13 protein-coding genes are annotated in these 20,061 nt (G+C 49.9%); 11 read left to right on the forward strand and 2 right to left on the reverse strand.

All coding sequences use genetic code 11. The annotated features are described in order from the left end of the window. Positions 1 to 13: 13 nt before the first annotated feature. The 7 genes from CRO57_RS18005 to CRO57_RS18035 all read left to right on the forward strand — a co-directional run bounded on the left by CRO57_RS18005 (position 14) and on the right by CRO57_RS18035 (position 7,092). Positions 14 to 1,822 carry a stimulus-sensing domain-containing protein gene (locus CRO57_RS18005; protein WP_097155168.1) on the forward strand — a complete coding sequence of 603 codons (1,809 nt, stop codon included), beginning with the start codon at positions 14 to 16 and terminating at the stop codon, positions 1,820 to 1,822. 3 nt (positions 1,823 to 1,825) lie between these two features. Further along, the gene (locus CRO57_RS18010; RefSeq protein WP_097154894.1) at positions 1,826 to 2,332 is read left to right on the forward strand and encodes an HPr kinase/phosphorylase; all 507 of its coding nucleotides are present in this window, start codon (positions 1,826 to 1,828) and stop codon (positions 2,330 to 2,332) included. 122 nt (positions 2,333 to 2,454) lie between these two features. Further along, positions 2,455 to 2,856 (forward strand): PTS sugar transporter subunit IIA, encoded by a 402-nt coding sequence (locus CRO57_RS18015; protein WP_097154895.1) that lies wholly within the window; start codon positions 2,455 to 2,457, stop codon positions 2,854 to 2,856. Positions 2,857 to 2,936: 80 nt separating this feature from the next. Then, on the forward strand, positions 2,937 to 3,212 hold the full coding sequence (locus tag CRO57_RS18020) for an HPr family phosphocarrier protein (protein WP_097154896.1): 276 nt from the start codon (positions 2,937 to 2,939) through the stop codon (positions 3,210 to 3,212). Positions 3,213 to 3,871: 659 nt separating this feature from the next. Then, positions 3,872 to 4,870 carry an ABC transporter substrate-binding protein gene (locus CRO57_RS18025; RefSeq protein ID WP_097154897.1) on the forward strand — a complete coding sequence of 333 codons (999 nt, stop codon included), beginning with the start codon at positions 3,872 to 3,874 and terminating at the stop codon, positions 4,868 to 4,870. An 87-nt stretch (positions 4,871 to 4,957) separates the two neighbouring features. Beyond that, a complete protein-coding gene (locus CRO57_RS18030) occupies positions 4,958 to 5,851 on the forward strand; it encodes an ABC transporter permease (RefSeq protein WP_097155169.1) in 894 nt (297 codons plus the stop codon). Continuing rightward, the gene (locus CRO57_RS18035) at positions 5,851 to 7,092 is read left to right on the forward strand and encodes a quaternary amine ABC transporter ATP-binding protein (protein WP_097154898.1); all 1,242 of its coding nucleotides are present in this window, start codon (positions 5,851 to 5,853) and stop codon (positions 7,090 to 7,092) included. Before CRO57_RS18030 ends, CRO57_RS18035 begins: the two co-directional genes overlap by 1 nt. 79 nt (positions 7,093 to 7,171) lie before the next feature. On the opposite strand, the gene CRO57_RS18040 is transcribed toward CRO57_RS18035, so the two are convergent. Further along, positions 7,172 to 8,248 carry a DUF2336 domain-containing protein gene (locus tag CRO57_RS18040; protein WP_097154899.1) on the reverse strand — a complete coding sequence of 359 codons (1,077 nt, stop codon included), beginning with the start codon at positions 8,246 to 8,248 and terminating at the stop codon, positions 7,172 to 7,174. A gap of 162 nt (positions 8,249 to 8,410) precedes the next feature. After that, complete coding sequence (locus tag CRO57_RS18045) at positions 8,411 to 12,304, reverse strand: calcium-binding protein (protein ID WP_097154900.1); 3,894 nt, start codon at positions 12,302 to 12,304, stop codon at positions 8,411 to 8,413. A gap of 285 nt (positions 12,305 to 12,589) precedes the next feature. On the opposite strand from CRO57_RS18045, the gene CRO57_RS18050 reads away from it, so the two are divergent. The 4 genes from CRO57_RS18050 (at position 12,590) to CRO57_RS18065 (ending at position 19,939) form a co-directional block, all read left to right on the forward strand. After that, positions 12,590 to 14,407, forward strand: a complete 1,818-nt coding sequence (locus tag CRO57_RS18050; RefSeq protein WP_097154901.1) for an ABC transporter transmembrane domain-containing protein — start codon at positions 12,590 to 12,592, stop codon at positions 14,405 to 14,407. Then, positions 14,404 to 16,860 (forward strand): ATP-binding cassette domain-containing protein, encoded by a 2,457-nt coding sequence (locus tag CRO57_RS18055; protein ID WP_097154902.1) that lies wholly within the window; start codon positions 14,404 to 14,406, stop codon positions 16,858 to 16,860. The genes CRO57_RS18050 and CRO57_RS18055 overlap by 4 nt, the downstream gene beginning before the upstream one ends. A gap of 139 nt (positions 16,861 to 16,999) precedes the next feature. After that, complete coding sequence (locus CRO57_RS18060) at positions 17,000 to 18,337, forward strand: HlyD family type I secretion periplasmic adaptor subunit (protein ID WP_097154903.1); 1,338 nt, start codon at positions 17,000 to 17,002, stop codon at positions 18,335 to 18,337. Between the two features lie 174 nt (positions 18,338 to 18,511). Continuing rightward, complete coding sequence (locus tag CRO57_RS18065; RefSeq protein WP_097154904.1) at positions 18,512 to 19,939, forward strand: TolC family outer membrane protein; 1,428 nt, start codon at positions 18,512 to 18,514, stop codon at positions 19,937 to 19,939. Positions 19,940 to 20,061: the final 122 nt, after the last annotated feature.

The following is a 20,061-nucleotide window of genomic DNA, read 5'->3' on the forward strand; positions in this document are numbered from 1 at the left end:
GCCGAATAACCAGATGGACGCGCAAGAACAGCATAGCCACAGCCAACAGGCGGGCAACACGATCAGTGCCCGCAAGGCATGGTGGCTCAGGTTGCGTGTTCGCCTTGCACGTCTTTTGGAAATGATCGCCTTCTCATCACTGACCCGCCGCATCGTTCTGCTCAATCTTGCGGCACTTGCGGTATTGGTGATCGGCATTCTCTACCTCAATCAGTTCCGCGCAGGTCTGATTGATGCTCGTGTGACGTCCTTGCTGACACAAGGCAAAATCATTGCCGGTGCCGTTTCTGCCTCAGCAGCAGCGGATGCTGATGCGATCACCATCAATCCGGATCGTTTGCTTGAACTGCAAGCGGGTGAAAGCTTCACACCCAGCGAAGACACTTTTGGTTTCTTTGACTTTCCCATTGATCCCGAACGTGCCGCCCCCATTCTGAGGGCAGCCATCTCACCAACGGATACCCGAGCCCGAATATACGATCTGGAAGGCAATCTGGTCATCGATTCCCGGCGTTTGCATCGTAAGGGTATTCTTCGATTTGCCTTGCCTTCTCCCGATGACGCAGGAGATGCCTCAATATGGCAAGCCTTGTGGTGGCAGCAACTTTGGCAAGATATTCTGCTCTGGATGCGTCGGGGAGATTTGCCGGTTTATCGGGAGCTTGGAAGTGGCGATGGGCGCGGATATCCGGAAGTGGTCTTGGCACTGGATGGCTCGCCTGGCTCGGTCGTTCGCGTCAATGATCGAGGGAAGCTGATCGTGTCTGTCGCGGTTCCTATTCAGCGCTCACGTGTGATCGCCGGGGCGTTGCTGCTCTCTACTCGCGATGGTGAGATTGATGAAATCGTGCAGGCAGAGCGTTGGGGTATTGTGCGCCTCTTTTTCATAGCAGCACTGGTTACCGGAACCTTGTCCATCTTGCTGGCAGGCACGATTGCCGGCCCGGTGCGCCGCTTGTCTGAAGCGGCGCAACGCGTACGTCGTGGTGTCAAGGCGCGCGAGCAAATTCCGGATTTCTCGGATCGTAAAGATGAGATCGGCATGTTGTCACAATCACTGCGCGATATGACCGATACGCTCTATCAGCGCATGGATGCAATTGAGGCTTTTGCTGCAGATGTTTCTCATGAGTTGAAGAACCCGCTGACATCCCTGCGCTCGGCGGTCGAAACTCTGCCATTGGCCAGGAATGATCAATCCAGAGAAAGACTGGTTGATATAATTCTGCACGATGTTCGTCGTCTGGACCGATTGATCTCGGACATCTCGGACGCCTCGCGCTTGGACGCAGAGTTGGCACGCCTTGAATCAGAACGGATCAATTTGGAAGCCTTGCTGGAGACGATTGTCGCGATTCAAGATGAAATTGGTGCGAAATCAGGGATCTCCGTTTTGTTTGACTGTAAGGACGAACAGAATGAAGGCTTCGATATTCTTGGCAATGACAGTCGTCTTGGCCAGGTTTTTGTCAATCTGATCGACAATGCCCGCTCTTTCACCCCACAAGATGGAGAAGTCAGGGTGAGCCTGACAAGAACTGCTAATTGGGTGGAAATAACCATTGATGATGATGGCTCTGGCATTCAGGCAGAGGATGTCAGCCGTGTCTTCGAGCGATTTTATACAGATCGTCCGCAAGGTGAGGAATTTGGTCAGAATTCGGGCCTTGGCCTGTCCATTTCCAAACAGATTATCGAGGCCTATCAAGGCAAGATCATCGCATCCAACCGATTGGGAGAGGTTGATGATACAGGTATTGCCAGTGTTCTCGGTGCTCGCTTCACTGTCCGTATCCCCGCTTTGACAAGCGATGAGGAATAAGCAATGAACATATCCGGTTGTTCATTGCTGCGTTCCGCCAAAACAGATCAGGAACTTGATCATGCATCCTGCCTGTTGATTGGCCGCTACGGGGTTTTATTGCGTGGAGAATCGGGGAGTGGCAAATCGCAATTGCGGCGCTATATTGCCAGACAATGCCACCAAAAGGGCGTATTCACCGCCCTTGTCAGCGACGATTATGTCCATCTGATTGCCCCCGAAGGATCATCAGCCCTCATTGCAGTTGCACCTGAAGCAACATTTACCAAGCAGGAAGTCCGCGGTATTGGTATTTGCTCACTTGAAGATGAAGAGAGATTCGAAAAACTCGTGCGACTTCATCTGGTTGTCGATCTGATCAGGCCTGACGACGTGGACCGAATGCCAGAAGCGAAAAATACTCATATATGCTTGCTGAATCGAACGATTCAGAAGCTGGAAGTGCCGTGTCGGGACTGTATTACGGCATCAGATATTATCTTTGCCCGTCTATCCACATTTCATCCATGATCACTTTTGCCTTTTTGGCGACTTTTGTCTTGCGTTCAAGCGACGAACGGTCATGATAGCAAAGCTGTCTTGCCCACATAGGCAGGGGATCAATTTCGCATCAAGGGAGTCGAAGACGCCGCATGATTGGCCTAGTACTCGTTACCCACGGTCGGCTGGCCGAAGAATTTCGCGCCGCATTGGAACATGTTGTCGGACCACAAGAGCAAATCGCGACCATTTGCATTGGCCCTGATGACGATATGGAACAGCGCCGCCAGGATATTCTGGATGCTGTTGAGGCAGTGAATGACGGATTGGGTGTGGTTTTGCTCACTGATATGTTTGGTGGGACCCCGTCCAACATGGCCATTTCCGTGATGGATGAAGAAAAGGTCGAAGTAATTGCCGGGGTGAATCTGCCAATGCTGATCAAGCTGGCCGGTTTGCGCAATACCAAGCCAATGAATGAAGCGGTTGTTGAGGCTTGCGATGCGGGACGCAAATATATCAATATCGCAAGTCAATTGCTATCAGGGTCATGATCTCCACTAGCATTGATCGCTAACAAAAAGTAATTTCTGCCAATCGAGCGGAAAACGCCAAGACCGATAAGAGACCAGCCGTGAGCGCCGTAAAAAACACTCTGACAATCAAGAATAAACGAGGTCTCCATGCGCGCGCCTCGGCAAAATTTGTTCAGTTGGTTGAAGGATTTGATGCGAGTGTGGCGGTCTCGAAAGATGGTCAGACGGTTTGTGGTACATCGATCATGGGCTTGATGATGCTGGCGGCTGCCCCGGGCTGTTGCATTGAAGTGGAAACAAGTGGTAACGAAGCCGAAGAAGTCCTGAACGCCATCACCAATCTGGTTGATGATCTGTTTGGTGAGGGCGAATAAACGCCCGTCACATTCATTTGCGAATCCACGCCTTTGCCATTCTATTTTATGCAGAATTGTCTAAAGATAAAATGTCGCTCAAAAGCACTTTGTGCGTCAATATGTTAGAGCAGGTCTTTGGCGAAAATTCACATCTCGATGTGCTCAGTGCATTTTAAACTTGCTTCTCGCAAATCTTATTCCAGATCCAGCGTGAAAATGGAATCCAATCCACAGTCTTTTGTTGCGCGAATTGCCGCGTTGGGGATGGCTAGTATCCTAAGTATGAACACTTGCCAAGGACTGGTCGGAAGTTGCTCAAGTGGTGTTGAGAATGTTCTAAAACCGACCTAATGGTTATATAAAAATAATAAAAAAGTCGCATCGAAAGAATTGATTAAGAAAAACAAGCATATCTGATTTGCCTTCAAGTGAATATTCTGTATTGATATCAAGTATAGGCTATCAGGAGAATGATTATCGAACTCAATTAATCGTTGGTATGAGGGGTAAAGATTGACGCCTTTCATCAGAACTTGTTACTCTTGGGCCACAAGTTTCAAGAGGAAACTTTTTGACATGCTTCAATGACTGTCAATCTTAGGACACAGTCAGGTTTTTTATTGTGCATGGTCTGCCTGCGAATATGGCTTGAGAGATTTATCCCGGGAGGAAACTATATGAAACGGATTTTGGTTGCTGCGCTGATGTTGTCTGGCGCTGCTGTCAGTGCCCATGCGAGCGAATGCGGCAAAGTCACCATTGCGGACATGAACTGGAAATCAGCATCTGTGATTGCCAACCTTGACCGCTTCATTCTGGAACATGGTTACGGCTGTGAAGCGGAGCTCGTTCCTGGCGATACTCAGCCAACCGGCGCTTCCATGATGGAAAAGGGCGAACCGGATATTGCGCCAGAATTCTGGTCAAATTCCATGAAAGAGGCCATTGAAAAAGGTGTCGCTGATGGCCGTTTGGCTGTTGCTGGCAAGTCTTTGTCCGATGGTGGTGAAGAAGGTTTTTGGGTTCCGGCCTATATGGTCGAAAAAGACCCATCTCTTGCCACGATCAAAGGTGTGCTTGCCAATGCAAAATTGTTTGAGCATCCCGAGGATCCAGACCGCGCCGCATTTTATGGCTGTCCTGCGGGCTGGAACTGTCAGATTTCAACCGGTAATCTGGCAAAATCCATGAAATTTGAAGATGCCGGCTTTGATTATGTTGATCCGGGTTCGGGCGCTGGCCTGTCAGGATCCATTGCCAAAGCTTATGAGCGTGAGCAGGGCTGGTTTGGATATTATTGGGCGCCTACAGCAGTTCTTGGTAAATACAAGATGGTGAAGGTGGATTTCGGTTCCGGCATTGATGTCGAACATTTCACCGCTTGTACAACTCAGGAAGATTGTGCAGATCCAAAACCAACCATGTATCCGCCGTCTCTGGTACAGACCATCACCACTGGTGATTTTGCCAAGAAGAACAAAAACATCAATGAATATCTTGGCAAGCGTTCCTTCAAAAATGCCGACATGAACAATATTCTGGCATGGATGGAAGATGAGCAGGCTGATGGAGAAATTACCGCAGCCCATGTTTTGAAGACCCGCGAAGATTTGTGGATGAACTGGCTGCCTGCTGATGTCGCAGAAAAGGTCAAGAAAGCCGCTTCTGAGCTATAAGCATTCAGATTAAACCTGCAAAATCCCGGTACGCAGAGACGTATCCGGGATTTTGTGTTTCAAACCAGAGAAACAATGGAGCCTGCAATGGCTGAAACATCGTGGCTAACCGACTTCCCCCAAATGGAAAGGTCAGGCCTGGTTCAGATACGCAAGACGCTGGATGGAGCCTATCGCAGCTTTTCCCGTGAATATGGAGACGCAATCGAAGGCTTTTTCGATCCACTTCTTGCTTTCCTGATCTGGTTTGAAAAACTTCTGCTTGCCACGCCATGGCCTATCATGGTGCTGGTCATTGGCGGTATCGTCTATAGTGCCTCCCGCTCAGCCAAATTATTGGTTGGTGTTGTCATTGCCCTGTTGTTGATTGGTTATTTCGGCATGTGGGACAACACGATGCGGACACTATCGATCATCACGGTCTGTACGATCCTGTCCATCTTCATTGGCATTCCCATTGGCATCGCCATGGCACGTTCCGACCGGATCCAGTCGGTTGTGACACCAATTCTCGATGTCATGCAAACGATGCCAGCCTTCGTGTATCTCATCCCGGTTGTGATGCTATTGGGCATCGGAAAGATACCGGGCGTGATTGCAGTCGTGATTTACGCTATCCCGCCTGTTATCCGCTTGACCAATCTGGGCATTCGCCTCGTTGACAAGGAAGTTTTGGAAGCTGCAACGGCTTTTGGGGCCTCCAAGCACCAGCGCTTGTTCCAGGTTCAGCTCCCGTTGGCCATGCCCACCATCATGGCAGGTATCAACCAAACCATCATGATGGCTCTGGCCATGGTTGTGGTTGCTTCCATGATCGGCGTGAAAGGGCTCGGACAACCGGTGCTGAAGTCTATTACCAATCAGTATTTTACTCTTGGTTTGTTCAATGGTCTGGCCATCGTGGCCCTGGCCATCATCTTTGACCGTGTCAGTCAGGCCTATGCAAAACGCAGTCAGAAACATCTGAAAGGGGCCCACTGATGAGCGAGCAAGATAACGCCACCCTCATTGAGGTCAAAGGGCTCTATAAACTCTTTGGTTCCGAGGCCAACAAGCACATGCATCTGGTGCATGAGGGATTGTCCAAGGATGAAATTCTGGCCAAGACCGGCCACACTCTGGGGTTGAAAGATATCAATCTCAAGATCAATCGCGGAGAGATCTCCGTGATCATGGGGCTTTCCGGTTCCGGTAAATCCACCTTGATCCGCCATTTCAACCGTTTGATTGATCCGACCGAGGGCAATATCCTGGTTGATGGCACCGATGTGATGACACTGGATCAGAATCAACTGGAGCAGTTTCGTCGCCACAAGATGTCCATGGTATTCCAGCGTTTTGGCCTGTTGCCTCACCGGACTGTGCTGGACAATGCTGCATATGGATTGACCGTTCAGGGTCTAAGTAAGAAAGAAGCCAATGAGCGTGCTGTCGAATGGTTGGAGACAGTTGGTTTGGGTGGATATGAAAAACAATATCCAAGCCAATTGTCAGGTGGTCAGCAGCAAAGGGTTGGCCTTGCGCGTGCATTGGCGACCAACGCGGAAATCCTGTTGATGGATGAGGCTTTCTCGGCCCTTGATCCCCTGATTCGCTCGGAAATGCAGGATCAGTTGATTGAATTGCAGGAGAAGTTGCACAAAACCATCATCTTCATCACTCATGACCTGGATGAAGCCCTGCATCTTGGCAATCGCATCGCAATTTTGAAAGATGGCGAGCTGGTTCAGGATGACAAGCCAGAGGAAATCCTGCTCAACCCTGCAACCGATTATGTGGAAGCTTTTGTACGTGATGTGAACCGCGCACGTGCCTTGACGGTGGAAACCGTAATGCAACCGCAAATCTGCCGCATTACAGCAGACAGTATTTCAGATGCTTTGAAGCAGATGCGCAAGACCGATGATGATTATGGCTATCATGTCACCGATGACGGCTATCAAGGTATTGTCTCCCAAGAGACTCTGGAAGAGGCCGTGCGCGATGACAATGGCGATGACGCACTTTGTGAGAAAGTGTATGAGGATATCCCGATTGTAGCCCCGGATGCTGTGTTGGAAGATATTCTGCCAGAGACAATCAATGCTGACTATCCGGTTCCGGTGGTCGATGAAGAAGGTGAAATTCAAGGTGAATTGTCACGCGAGGCTATTGCTGACGTTTTGAGCCCCGATCAGGTGCCCGAAGAAGCAGCCAAAGCCTCCCAACCAACTGCCACCTGAGCTTTCATTATCGTAGCTGATCAAGAAAAAGGGCTCCGCATTGGGAGCCCTTTTGTATATCTGTCCGAGGATGGATTGACTATCCCAATGCTTTTGCCAGGCTTTTGCGCATCTGTACAAAACGCATGGCTCGTTGGGAAGAGCCCAGATCCAGAACTTTATAGCGTTCCACGCTGCGCGCTACCATGGAATCCGGCAAATGCAGTTTGGTACAGCGCATCGAGATCAAGCGTGTATAGGTCGCTTCCGTCACATCGGTGGACTTGCAGAGAATGGCGATGGCCTCATCCTTGATCTGATAGAAGGCATTGGAAACAGCGGCCTCTTCAATCTCGGAAATGGCTGACAGGGACATGATGATATCTTGGGTACGATCGCCTTCGATCAAATGATCAAGCGCATCAGAAAATGGAGTTTTACCCGCCTTCACATCATTGATCAGAATTTTCGCTTCGATCCGGCCCTTTTTCCCGGCCAGCTTTTCTTTCACCATGGCTTTCTGGGCTTGTCCTACCAATGCCTCGGCTTCTTCGGCAGAATTCTCAAACAACCATGCCAGACGGCGTTTCCCCTCTTCAGGAAGAAGGGGTAACAAATTCTCCGCTACGCTTGCAGGAATGTCGGGACGCCCACAAAGACTGGCCTGCAAAACTGCATCATCGGCTGCATTGTCTACGAGCTTGTTGAAACCATTCTCGGTAATTTCTGCGCCATGGTTTTGCGAAACTTTATGCCAGACCTCTCGGGTACCATTTTCAATCAGAGCATCAGTTACGGTCCCGCTGAGATGATCGCGCTGGGCGATAGACACAAGATGTTCAGGGGAGAGTTTTTGGGAAAATTCCACAAAGTCATCATCGGTCAGAACCGGTGAATGTTGAAGCATCGGACCAGCCACGGCAACTTCATCCTGAGCCAGTTGGCGAGCGACCTCAGGTGGCAAATCGGATCTTGGTGCGGCGCGCTGTGAAAAGTCCGTTCGCCCTTCCAGGTCGATATCATTCAGCATTTTCAACACGATATCGCGAAAAATCAGAGCTTCTTGTTGAGTATGATGCTCCGCACCATCAAAGAACAAATCGGCTACCTTGCCAAGCAATTCGCGCCGCTTGTCACTGGACTTTTCCCGCGCCAAATCTGCAATCGTGTCTAACATTGCCTAATCACCTCAAATTGTTAGTGATTAGCCTAAAACCATGCTTCTAAAATACCGTTAATGGGCAGGCACTTGTTCAAGAAAAAAGGTCGGAAACCCAATGATTTCCGACCCTGATGCTTGATATGTACCAGATCCACCAATCAGGTGCATCCGGCAGAGTTACCACTCGATCTTCTCGATATTCTCAAATTCGATGCTCGATCCATCGCTGAAGGTGATAATTCCTTCTGCACCATCCGACAGATCAATGGTGTCGTCACCATTGACCAGGAAGGAGCCGTTGGAAACAGTCAGCGTCCAGTCGGAACCATAATCAAGATCACTGCCACCTGCGGCCTCGCGCAATTCGATGACATCGGTCCAACTATCCGTGCCACTTCCTCCATGGCCATCAATCTGATCATTGCCTTCCCCCATACGGAAAACAAACAGATCATCGCCTTCACCGCCACGCAAGGTGTCATTACCCAGTCCGCCTTCTATGATGTCATTTCCAGCGCCGCCATCAATCACATCATTTCCTGAGTGGCCATAAAGAGTATCATTGCCGCCCAGACCGTTCAGAATATCATTGCCATCCTGTCCGCGTAGGGTGTCGTTATTCTCTACAGTCTGATCCGCCTCTTGATACCGAACTTCCTTGATTTGGAAATCAGAACCATCAGACCCATCATTTTGCAGATTTCCGGTGAATTTGATCTGATCAAAGGATTGCCCCGGATTGATTGTGACCGTGCCTGTTCCGCTTCCCGATGTGCTTTCAGAGAAATCACCTTCGGCAACCAGAGTACCATCGTTATAAACGGCCCAATGACCACTTTCGCCATAGCTGCTGGTGTAAAGATGCTGGAAGTCGAAACTCGCGGAACTGACGTCATTGTCAAAGTCGATGGCAAGAGTTTCGGATTCTCCCGAGGCCTTGTCATAGGCCAATTGAGAAGCCATACCACTGTCTGTATCTGAAACCGTGCCATTGACGCCAAGGGCACCATCCCAAACCTCGACATTTGCCGCACTGGCGCCCGTCAAGCTTCCGCCTGAAACATTCTGACCGGTAACGGTAAACCCACTGTTGGTTTGGGACCAGTTGGTGCTATTGATCGCGCCATTCGCGCCACTGGCTGTACTGGTGGTGCCATCAAGAGAAAGGCCGGTAGCAGGTGCCTCGACATAGAGATCGATGGTTCCAGAGGTGCTTGCTGTGTCACCTGTGGCTGTCTCTGTGGCTGTTGCGGTCACTTGCAAAGCAATTTCGCCGCTATAATTGGCTGGTGGCGTCGCTTCAAGCGTGCTCAGGTCCCAACTTTCAATATTGGGGCTCTGTCCGTCAGAGCCAATGGTTACACTATTGGTTCCGTCAGAAAGAACAGTGCCTTGTGGCAGGTTGCCAATCACCAGGGCCAGACTTTCCGAGCCGTCATTGTCTGTCAAAGAACTGGTAAGGTCAGGTAACTTGATTGCGGTTCCTGCTGTTCCATGTGCGCCATCATCAATGGTTTCGGTCAATTTGATGTTGTCGATCATCATGCCGCGGCCTTGCTCGGTATCAAGTCCGGCTTCACGAAGCTCGATCCGCGATGGATCGCCATCCCCCTGCAGATTGATGGTTATGGACTGCCAGGCGTAAGTGGCATTGGCAGTGGCATCCACTGAAATGGTCTCCACCACGACGCCATCCCACAAAACTTCGACCTTATTGACATCCGCGCCAAAGCCTGGGCGACCGGAATAATCGAAAGTAAGTTGGTAAGATGCATTATCAACGGTATCGACAGTTTGATAGATATTCGGCGCGTCATCATAGCTATCAGACGGGTCGGTATTCAGCTCGATATGATTGTTGCCACCTTGAGCTGAATCACTCTGATTGATCCACATTTCTATCGTGCCACTATCTGACTGCCAGCCGTCATACTGCCCTTGGAAATTAGTATTGGCGCTTTCGAAATTTGTATCAATCACAGCCCTCGTGCTGCTTCCAATGGTCAGATTGGGCGCATCGGCAACAGGCGTCACATTGATCGTGAAGTCCTGATCGAAGGTTCCACCATTGCCGTCATTTGTCGTGACGGTGACAGAGACACTGTCGGCAGCTTCATGATCAAGGGTCTGACCATCCTTGAGCTTGAGGACCTGATTGCCACCTTGCTCAACCACCTCGAAGCGATTGTCGGAGACGGTATAGCTATGGGTGTCGGAGCTGTCGACATCCGTTGTGGTCAGGGTCCCAACCACAGCGCCATCTGCATTCTCAACGATTGCACTATTGGACAGCTGCACGGCAGTCGGGGCATCATTGGTGCCTGTGACCTGCACGGTGATGGTGCCGGTGTCTGTTGAGCCTTTGCCATCATCAGCGGTATAATCGAAGGTAACAGTGCGGCTCTCGCCAACGGCCAGATCATCGAAGTCGGTGCCAGGGGCAAAGCTGTAGCTGCCATCCGCATTCATGGTGACCGAACCCTCGGAAGGCTGGCCATTGAGGCTGTAAGTCAGGCTGTCGCCATCGAGATCAGTCGCGGTTGCCTGATCACTCAATATGGTGTTTTCCGAAGTCGTCTCAGAACTATCGTTGGCGGTTACCGCCTCATTTATATCATCGATAGCGACATTAAAACTTTGGGTCAGGACACCGCCCTGGCCATCATCAACTGTGATATTGAGAGTGATGCTATCGCCATCGACCTCGTAATCAAAAGCAACACCATCTTTGACCTTGAGAACCTGGTCGCCATTTTGCTCAATGATTTCAAACCGGTTATCATCAACGCTATAGCTATGGCTATCGGATAAATCCACATCGGAAGTGGTCAATGTGCCGATAACGGCACCTGCATTATTCTCTGAGACAGAGCTATTGGACAGCTGTACCGCCGTCGGTGCGTCATTGCTGCCGGTAACCTCGATGGTCACTGTTGCTGTATCAGATGTACCGTTGCCATCGTCAACACGATAATCAAAGGTGACTGTCTGACTTTCACCCGCCGCAAGATGCTGAAAATCAGAACCAGGCGTAAAACTATAGGAACCGTCCGAATTGATGCTCACGCTGCCAGATGACGGCCCGGAGACAAGAGAAAAGCTCAGAGTATCACCATCCGGATCAGTCGCAATTAATTGTCCATCCAGACTTGCCTGATCTTCCGTCGCTGTTGCGCTGGCATTTTGAGCTTCGACGGCTTCGTTGATGTCTTGTACCGAAATGGTGAAATCTTCGCTGTAACTGGCCCCTTCAGCATCAGTCACCGTAATCGTCAAATCGATGCTGTCGCCTTCGGCTTCATAGTCAATACTGACACCATCCTTGAGTTTGAGAATGGTTTCGCCATTTTGTTCAACGATTTCAAAGCGATCATCATTGACGTCATAGGTATGACCGCTATTGTCGTCATCAATTGTGCTGAGAACACCAATAACAGCGCCACCATCATTTTCCGTGACCAAATTATCTGAAAGATCCAGATCTGTCGGTGCCTGATTTTCAGGACCGGAAGATCCGCCGCCTGTTGAAACACCGGGCGTTCCTCCATCTGATGAGGATGGAGAAAGGGAAGCGGCATTCGGAGCGTTCAGACCGGGATCACTGGTCTCATCACTGCTTGTCTGAACAGGTGCAAAACCGGATGGTTGATCATTTTGACGTTGAAACGCCCCTGATATGTTGGCTGACTGGCCATTGGTGGGCAATGCAGAAGAAGAAGATGTTCCGCTTGTATCAAATCCACCCGCGCCCTCATTGGTGTTTGAAGAGGATGGGATTTGGTCCGTACCATCATCCCCTTGGTTGCTAGGGCTGAGATCCGCTTCCTGTTTGGCACCGGTCGATGTATCTGTTTGCGAGATCAGCAACTCGTCTTCGGTGCTTGTCCCATAATGCAGATTGGGATTGAGAATATCCTGACGGGAAGCACTCAGGTCCTGCGTGTCATAGTCATGAATGGCGTTGGGAGATTTGTCGGCTTCAGCCTTTTGCGCAGAGTTCTGCGCGCGATGCGCCTCATGAGACTTCGCAGCATTGGAGGGGGAAGACGGTGTAATTTTTTCGTCAGCCATGACTTCTTCCTTTTGAAACAAGGCAGGATTTCAGGCTTCGACGCTATATTAATAGGCCTTAATTCAATGTTGCAATTTAGATAAAATTTTATCGAACAGGTCTGAATTCAAAGCAAAATAGCTCAAATGGACGGAATTTAACAAACGTGGTTAAGAAAGGTTAAACAACTTGGCATGCATAGTGCTCGCAGAAGTGTCTGCGGAGCCAAGATGAATTTGAGCAACGCGAATGTCGTTCTCCCAGTCTGAGGGCAAGGCGATGAAGACGTCAGATTGAGTTATGACATGAAGCAAGAGAATAGCCAGTTTGAACAGATACAGGAGGCTGAGCATAAAGCCTCTTTTGACAACTCATGGCAGCGACTGAAAACCACATTTGCACCGCCAAGCTCCATGCAGTCCATGTGGTTTGCCAATCTAATCCGTGTGCCCAAACGAATTATCGCAGCCTCTTTCGTGGTCAATTTTTTAGGTCTGGCGATGCCGATTGTCATCTTGCAGATCTATGATCGGATCATTCCCAATTTCTCCTATGATACATTGCTCTATCTTATGGCGGGCTTGAGCCTGGTTATTGTTGTAGATACATTGATGAAGATCATCCGCTCGCACATTTCCGGCTGGTCGGCATCTTACATCGATTATGTCTCGTCAGTTGAAGCCATCAAACGGGTCTTGCAAGCAGAGCCAAGTGCAGTAGAAAGCCAGCCTGCCAGCACACATATCGACAGGATGAATGCTCTTTCAGCAACAGCCAGAATGTTTGCCGGGCCTGCGCGTATGGGTATGGTGGATCTGCCGTTCATTTTCATCTTTCTGGGCGTGATGGCGATTGTCAGTCCTGTGATTGCTGGGTTGGTTGTCGGGTTGTTTGTCATCTTTGCCTGGTATCTGCTGGCAAAAACCAGACAAACCCAGGAATTGCAGGAAGAAAGGCAGAGCCTGGATCGGCGCAAATATGATTTCATCATTGAGGTTTTAGCTGGCCTTGAAACCATCAAGACCATGGCGTGTGAACCTCAGATGATGCGTCGGTATGAACGATTGCAGGAAACAATCGCACAGGCTTTTCATCATTCGGTCCGTTTGGAGGGTGTGACCCAGGCAGTAAGTGCTTCTTTTGCCGCTGTCACCATGGTGACCATTGTCTCCAGTGGTGCATTTCTGGTCGTTCAAGGCAGTCAGTCCATCGGCTCTCTGGCATGTTGCTTGCTCCTTGGTGGCAGAGCAGTTGAAGTATTGGTGCGGTCCGTGCGTTCCTGGAGCGAGTTGAGCAATTTTGATCTGGTCAAGCAAAATGTTGATGAGCTGTTTGCTATCAATCCGGACGAACAACGTGAACGACCAACATATGCTCTGCAAAGCGGTGCAATCGAATTGCAGGAAATCGAGCTTCCCGTCGATACCGAGGCAGATGTGCACCGCCCGAAAATCAATCTCACCATTCCGTCAGGACAGTTTGTTGGCCTGAAGGGGAATCAGGCGGGAGACGACAATCATTTCTTCCGGGTCTTGCGAGGTCGAACACCGCCGGAAGCGGGTACCATCCTGATGGGTGGCGAGAAAAGCATAGATCTTCAGGATTTCGATCTGACGAACTCCATCGCCTATGTGCCCAACAGTCCGGCGATTTTCCGAGGCACGATATTGGAGAATTTGACCCTTTTCAACATCCGTCAGGATTTGGCGGCTGCCCGCTGGGCTGCTCAATTGATTGGGTTAGAAAGTGATATCCAGCAATTGCCGCAGGGATACGACATGATGATTGGGGGCAATGGTCACGAAAGCTTGCCACCCAGCTTCCAGCAACGGATTTGTATTGCAAGAGCGATTGCAAGACGTCCACAAATTCTCGTGCTCGAAGAAGCCAATGCCCTGCTGGATCAAAGAGCGGATTCACTGCTGAAAATCGGTTTGGAAAGTCTTCGAGGCAACATGACTACATTATTGTTGTCCAATCGCCCGTCTTTTCTTGCGATTGCTGATCAAACCTTTGTGCTGGAAGATGGCGATTTGAAACCATACACGGTTCCCGGGCAGGTGCAGCAACAAAAGCGATCCATTGATCTCACGATGGGACAAGGCATGGGAGGCGTGGCATGAACGAGCCGAGAAAACCGTCTATCCATCTGAATCCTATCAAATCTGAGAGGGATGGTGCTCAGGAGCCAGCTACATCTCAATTGTCTGCCAATCAGGATGTGGCCCGCCGAATAGCCGAGGGTCAGGCTGATCTGGATGATTTGCAACAACTGGCGGATCAGCAAAAAGCAGCGAGAAAGCAGCAGGCTGAAATGCCTGTACCATCGCCTAATACTGAGTCTGAAGGTTTGCTGGATCCGCGAGGCCAGCGTGAGGACTATCGTGCTTATGAAGAAGATCTGGCTGCAGAGGATATTCTGGTCTCAGCCTTGAATCAGGAAGATTTTAAACAGGGTATGGCAGATAGCTGGGCTGGTATTGATTACGACAGTTCTGCCGGGCGTTGTCTTCAAATCCTGCTTACCGCGGTTGGGTGGAGCGGAGAGGGGCGCCATCTGGCACAGGCTCTGCCCCATTTTGATAAAGTATCGGATCTGACAGGGCTGCGCGCTGTGCTTGCACGTCTGAATCTGGCGACAAAAAAAGAAACGGTGCTGATCGCCAGTTTAACGGCCGAAAAATTGCCTTGTCTGCATGTCGACGAGATGGGGAATATATCGGTTCTTCTGGATCTCGATCCGATCAGTGGCGAAATCACCCGCTTCAACGGACAGACGGGCCAGCACGAAATCTGGTTTGCCCCCAAATCAGTTCAGAGGCTCTATCACGTCAAGAAAATAGATCTGGAGAGCCTGAACAAAAAAATCCAGTCCTTTGGTTGGGTTACACAGGCAGTGTCATCCTTCCAAAAATTGTTCATGAGCCTGTTTCTGGTCAATTTCGGTATCAATATGGCGGCGTTGGCCGTGCCAATCTTCATCATGTCCATTTACGGATATGTGATTCCATCCAAGGCTTTGGACAGCCTGGCCATGTTTGTGGTCGGAATTACCATGGTGATTGCAGCAGATTTTGGCTTGCGTTTGCTGCGCTCCAAAGTCATGGCGTATATCGGTGCGCGTTTTGATACGGCTCTGTCGGTCGAGGTGTTCCAGCATCTGCTTTACATGCCTTTTACAATGGTTCACAGCGCGCCAATTGGGGCCCAGCTGGCGCGTCTCCGGCAGTTTGAAAAATTGCGGGAATTGTTCCTGGGAACATTGGGAACGGCCATTCTGGATTTGCCGTTTGTTATCATTTTCATCGTTGCTATTGCAGTCATAGGTGGCTGGTTGGCTGCAATTCCAGCATTGTTGGTAATCAGTTATACCATTCTTGCCTTGATTTCGCTTCCCATCGCAAAACGACAGACCATTCATTCTGGAGAGGCCAAGACGAAGAAACAGAATATCATGATGGAACTGTTTTTGATGCAGCGTGATATTCGCAATGTTGGCGGAGAGAAGATCTGGCAGCAACGTTTTGATGAAGCGGCTGCCGAGTTTGCAGCTCTTGATTTTCGATCCAATCATTTTTCGCAAAAAATCCAGACCCTGTCGCAAAGTCTGTCGATGCTGGCAGGGCTGCTGACATTGGGATGTGGCACCTTGGCAGTGATGGCGGGTAATCTGTCTATTGGTGGTCTGATTGCAATCATGGCACTGATCTGGCGGGTTTTGTCGCCGTTGCAAAATGCGTTTCTGAGCTTGTCCAGAGTAGGAAAACTGTTTGAAGCTGTGCGCATGATCAACAATCTGATGAAGATGCCTATCGAATCCACCCCGGGTGAAGTGCCCAATATCAGCCGGACTTTCAAAGGGAATCTTGCAATCAAGAATGTATCCTTTCGCTATCCCAAGGCGGTGGATGGGGCAATCAAGGCTGCGAACTTGTCGATTGAAGCGGGCGAAATTGTTGCGATCACCGGACCAAGTGGTGGTGGCAAGTCAACGTTGCTGAAATTGTTGGCAGGGCTCTATCGTCCAACAGCTGGGTCTGTCAGCTATGATGATCTCGATATTCGCCAGATTGATCTGGGGGAACTGAGACGCGAAGTGAGTTACCAGCCAGATCATCCGACTTTCTTTTATGGCACTTTGGTACAGAATTTCCAGCTCAATGATCCGGCGATCACGCCAGCCGATATTGAAGCCAAGATGGAGCAGTTCGATATTGATCTCCATCACCCGGACCTGCCAGAAGGTCTACAGACCCGTTTGAAGGTGGATACTGTCAACAAGATGCCGGATCAGTTGAAGCAGGAACTGCTGTTGGTGAGAACCTTCTCCAGAGAGGCTGTTTATTATTTCCTGGATGAGCCTGCCAATTATCTGGATTTCTCAACGGACCGCAAATTGATGGATCAGATGGAAGCGTTGCGTGGCAAGGCGACGATCTTGTTCACGACACAGCGTCCCAGCCATATGAAAATGGCTGACAGGGTACTCGTGCTTCATGAAGGTCAGTTGATCATGAACGGATCTCCAGAACAGGTTCTCCCACAATTGGATGCATTCAATAAAATGGCTGTCTAGGCGCAACAAATTATCATGAATGTTCAAAAAAGCCTTGAAACGAGCTTTCTGGTGGCATTCGGCAACCAAGCATTAAGATTAAATAATTCATAATAAGGTCTGTTGACGTCATCGTGCGTTCTTGGGTCTCAGGGTCAAAATGAAAAAGTGGTTCACATCAAGGGAAGAAGAGCTTGATCCAAAGGCTCTGTCTTTGCCATTGGCATTGGAATTGGAGCATCCGCCCCAATTGTTTGCCTATGTGATTTCCGGTTGCTTTGCATTTCTGATTGGCTTCATTGCCTGGAGTTTCTTCACCTCTGTTCTCGAAGTCACACATGCAACCGGGCAAATTCAGCCAAGTGCCTCTGTACAGACGGTGCAGCATCTGGAAGGCGGTTATATCGATCAGCTTCTGATCCGGGAAGGAGATCGCGTCGCAAAAGGCCAGCCACTTGCGCGTCTGAGATCAACAGCCACTCAGTCGGACCGAGATCGCTTGGCGGTGCGTGCTGCTTCTCTGCGCATGACGATTGCCAATCTGGATGCTCTCTCCAAACAAAAGGCCCAGCCGGTCTATGGCGATGACCTGACCAATTATCCCAAACTGGTCAAAAGCTCCTATGGTTTCTTCACGTCAGAGAAAGCCCGGATGGGACGAGAAGAGGCCAAGCTTGCAAGTCAGGTGGCACGACGCAAGGCTGAACTTGCAACCGCAAAAGCGGAAAAGAACAGTGCGGCGAAGCGCATGGAAATTGCAGCTGAGCAACACAAAATTCTGCAAGGTTTGTTGAGACAGCAATATGCCTCTCGTCGATCTGTTCTGGAAGCCGAAGCAGCGTTGGAAGAAGCGCGATCGCGTTATTTTGCTCTCGATGGTCGAATTGCAACTGCGACAGAACAAATTTCCGAGGCAGAAATTCAGCTCGAGGAGCAACGTGCGGCCAGCAAGGCGAAATATGCCAAAGAAAGCCAGCAAAGTCAGGCAGAACTGTCCGAGTTGGATAAAATTCTGACCAAGCAACAAGACCGGGTCCAAAGTCTGGATATTGTCGCTCCGACCAGTGGTCTGGTGCAGGAATTGGCGATTAATACCGTTGGAGCTGTTGTTCGTGGAGGTGAAGTGATCGCTCGTATTGTACCTGATGATCGCAACATCGTGGCTGAGGTTCGAGTACCGCCAAAAGATATCGGTCATATTCGTCAGGGAGCCAACGCCAAGGTAACGGTATCGACCTTTGATCCATATGTTTTTGGAACTCTCGAGGGTGAGGTCAAAACGATCTCTGCTACCTCATTCGAGGATGAAAGAGGCGATCCATATTTCAAGATCCAGATCGCTCTTGATGCGAACAACTTGATGCGTGAGGGGGCCAGTTATCCCGTGCTTCCGGGCATGGTTGTCACTGCGGATATTCTGACCGGTGAGAAATCCCTCGCACGTTACTTGTTAAAGCCTGTTTTCCGTTCACTTGATCAGGCCTTTACAGAGCGTTGATGCGAATTTGCACTCTTTGTTAACCATAAAAATTTACAAATGAAACAGGGCATTGGATTTGTATGGCTTTTTCAAAGCATGCCTGATCCGGTATCCAAATGTGTTTTGCAAAGTTCGGCTCTGATTGTTGGCAAGACAGGGCGATCTTAAGGTTATGGATAGAAATCCGGCATCATGGCTCACGGCATTTCAAAAAAAGATCGCATTCGGCATGTGATGCTGGCAGCCAGTATGATGCTTGGTTTGTTGGCTTCTCCTGTCTCCGCGCAGAGCCTGTCCCAGATGCTTTATGATGTCTATGACAACAATCCCGATATCAAGGCCGAAGAGGCCGGCCAACGGGGACGCAGAGCCGAGGTTGACAAGGCGCGTTCGGCCATGTTGCCGAGCTTGTCGGCCACAGGATCTCACACTCTTGCTGATGAACGTTCCAAATCGGGATCCACACGTCGTACACGCACCAGTCAGTATGGTGTGTCTGCCAGTCATCGTCTGTTCAATGGTTTCCAAGATCGAAATAAGCTGAAACAGTCCCGTCATAGATATATATCCGGCCAGTACAACGTTCGAAGCCGAGAGACTGAAACACTGCTGGAAGCCGTTCGCGCCTATATGGACGTTTACTCCGCGCGGCAGATGATCAGTCTGCGACGTCGGCATGTTGACAATTTGCAAAAGCAACGGCGTGCGACACGCGCTCGCATTCGGGCCGGAGAATTGACACGAACGGATCTGTCGCGAACCGAAGCTTTGCTGTCCCGTGCCCGAGCATCGTTGTCTGGAGCGCAAGCTGATCTTGGAGCATCTATTGGTCAATTTGAGGCATTGGTAGGGTATCGTCCGGCTAAATTGCATTATCCGCAAATGCCAAGGCGCTTTGTTGCAAAATCTGCAAAGGAAGCTGAGCAGAAAGCGATATCCATGCATCCGCAATTGCGTGCTGCCAGTGCGAACAATCGGGCGATGGATTATGGTGTCAAAGCTGCCAAGGGCGCATTGCTACCAAGTGTTGATGTCAATGCTGGGCTGACCCGATCTCATACATCAATTGGCAAGACAACACCATCATCGGAGAAGTCTCTCTCCTTGCGATTGAGCTTGCCCATCTTTGACGGCGGCGCCCGAACAGCCGATATCAAAAAAGCCAAGGCAGACCGTAGCGAAGCACGATATCGCTCCTCTTCACTGGCTGCCAAAATTCGTGCCACTGCTCGGGAACGCTATTTGCGTTACAAGTCTTCAAAGGCCGTTGTCAAACAGGCGAAAGCAGAAGTGAAAGCTGCACGTGATGCCTTGCGCGGTATCAAGATCGAGGAAAAAGCAGGACAGCGTTCTTTTCTGGATGTTCTCGATGCCGAAGTGGCGCTGCTTGACGCTCGTGAAGTTGAGATTTATGCGCGGGCGGATAGTGCGATCGCGATTTATGCCTATCTGGCGTCAACGGGTCAGTTGACGGTCACAGGCGCAAGAAAATACCCGCAATATGCAAATGCAGACAACACACCGACTGCAGCCATTCACTCTTCTGGTTCTTCCAAGCGCCAAAAGAGACGATCTTCCAAAAGCAGAAGTTCCAAAGATCCATGGAGTGGTCTGCGCTAGACATCAGGAATTTCCAAGCAGTTCAATTTACCCTTGATTAACGATAAGTCGAGGAACTGCGGCATATTCGTACAACTTTGGCGTCACATGCGCTGCCTTATTAACTTGTGCTGGATAGGCTT

The sequence above is a fragment of the Cohaesibacter gelatinilyticus genome (genome assembly GCF_900215605.1).
Lineage (GTDB): Bacteria > Pseudomonadota > Alphaproteobacteria > Rhizobiales > Cohaesibacteraceae > Cohaesibacter > Cohaesibacter gelatinilyticus.

Bases quoted from the DNA above. Each gene is read 5' to 3' on its own strand.
- CRO57_RS18005 (WP_097155168.1), top strand. From the start codon at position 14: ATGGACGCGCAAGAACAGCATAGCCACAGCCAACAGGCGGGCAACACG.
- CRO57_RS18010 (WP_097154894.1), top strand. From the start codon at position 1,826: ATGAACATATCCGGTTGTTCATTGCTGCGTTCCGCCAAAACAGATCAG.
- CRO57_RS18015 (WP_097154895.1), top strand. From the start codon at position 2,455: ATGATTGGCCTAGTACTCGTTACCCACGGTCGGCTGGCCGAAGAATTT.
- CRO57_RS18025 (WP_097154897.1), top strand. From the start codon at position 3,872: ATGAAACGGATTTTGGTTGCTGCGCTGATGTTGTCTGGCGCTGCTGTC.
- CRO57_RS18030 (WP_097155169.1), top strand. From the start codon at position 4,958: ATGGCTGAAACATCGTGGCTAACCGACTTCCCCCAAATGGAAAGGTCA.
- CRO57_RS18035 (WP_097154898.1), top strand. From the start codon at position 5,851: ATGAGCGAGCAAGATAACGCCACCCTCATTGAGGTCAAAGGGCTCTAT.
- CRO57_RS18040 (WP_097154899.1), bottom strand. From the start codon at position 8,248: ATGTTAGACACGATTGCAGATTTGGCGCGGGAAAAGTCCAGTGACAAG.
- CRO57_RS18045 (WP_097154900.1), bottom strand. From the start codon at position 12,304: ATGGCTGACGAAAAAATTACACCGTCTTCCCCCTCCAATGCTGCGAAG.
- CRO57_RS18050 (WP_097154901.1), top strand. From the start codon at position 12,590: ATGAAGCAAGAGAATAGCCAGTTTGAACAGATACAGGAGGCTGAGCAT.
- CRO57_RS18055 (WP_097154902.1), top strand. From the start codon at position 14,404: ATGAACGAGCCGAGAAAACCGTCTATCCATCTGAATCCTATCAAATCT.
- CRO57_RS18060 (WP_097154903.1), top strand. From the start codon at position 17,000: ATGAAAAAGTGGTTCACATCAAGGGAAGAAGAGCTTGATCCAAAGGCT.
- CRO57_RS18065 (WP_097154904.1), top strand. From the start codon at position 18,512: ATGGCTCACGGCATTTCAAAAAAAGATCGCATTCGGCATGTGATGCTG.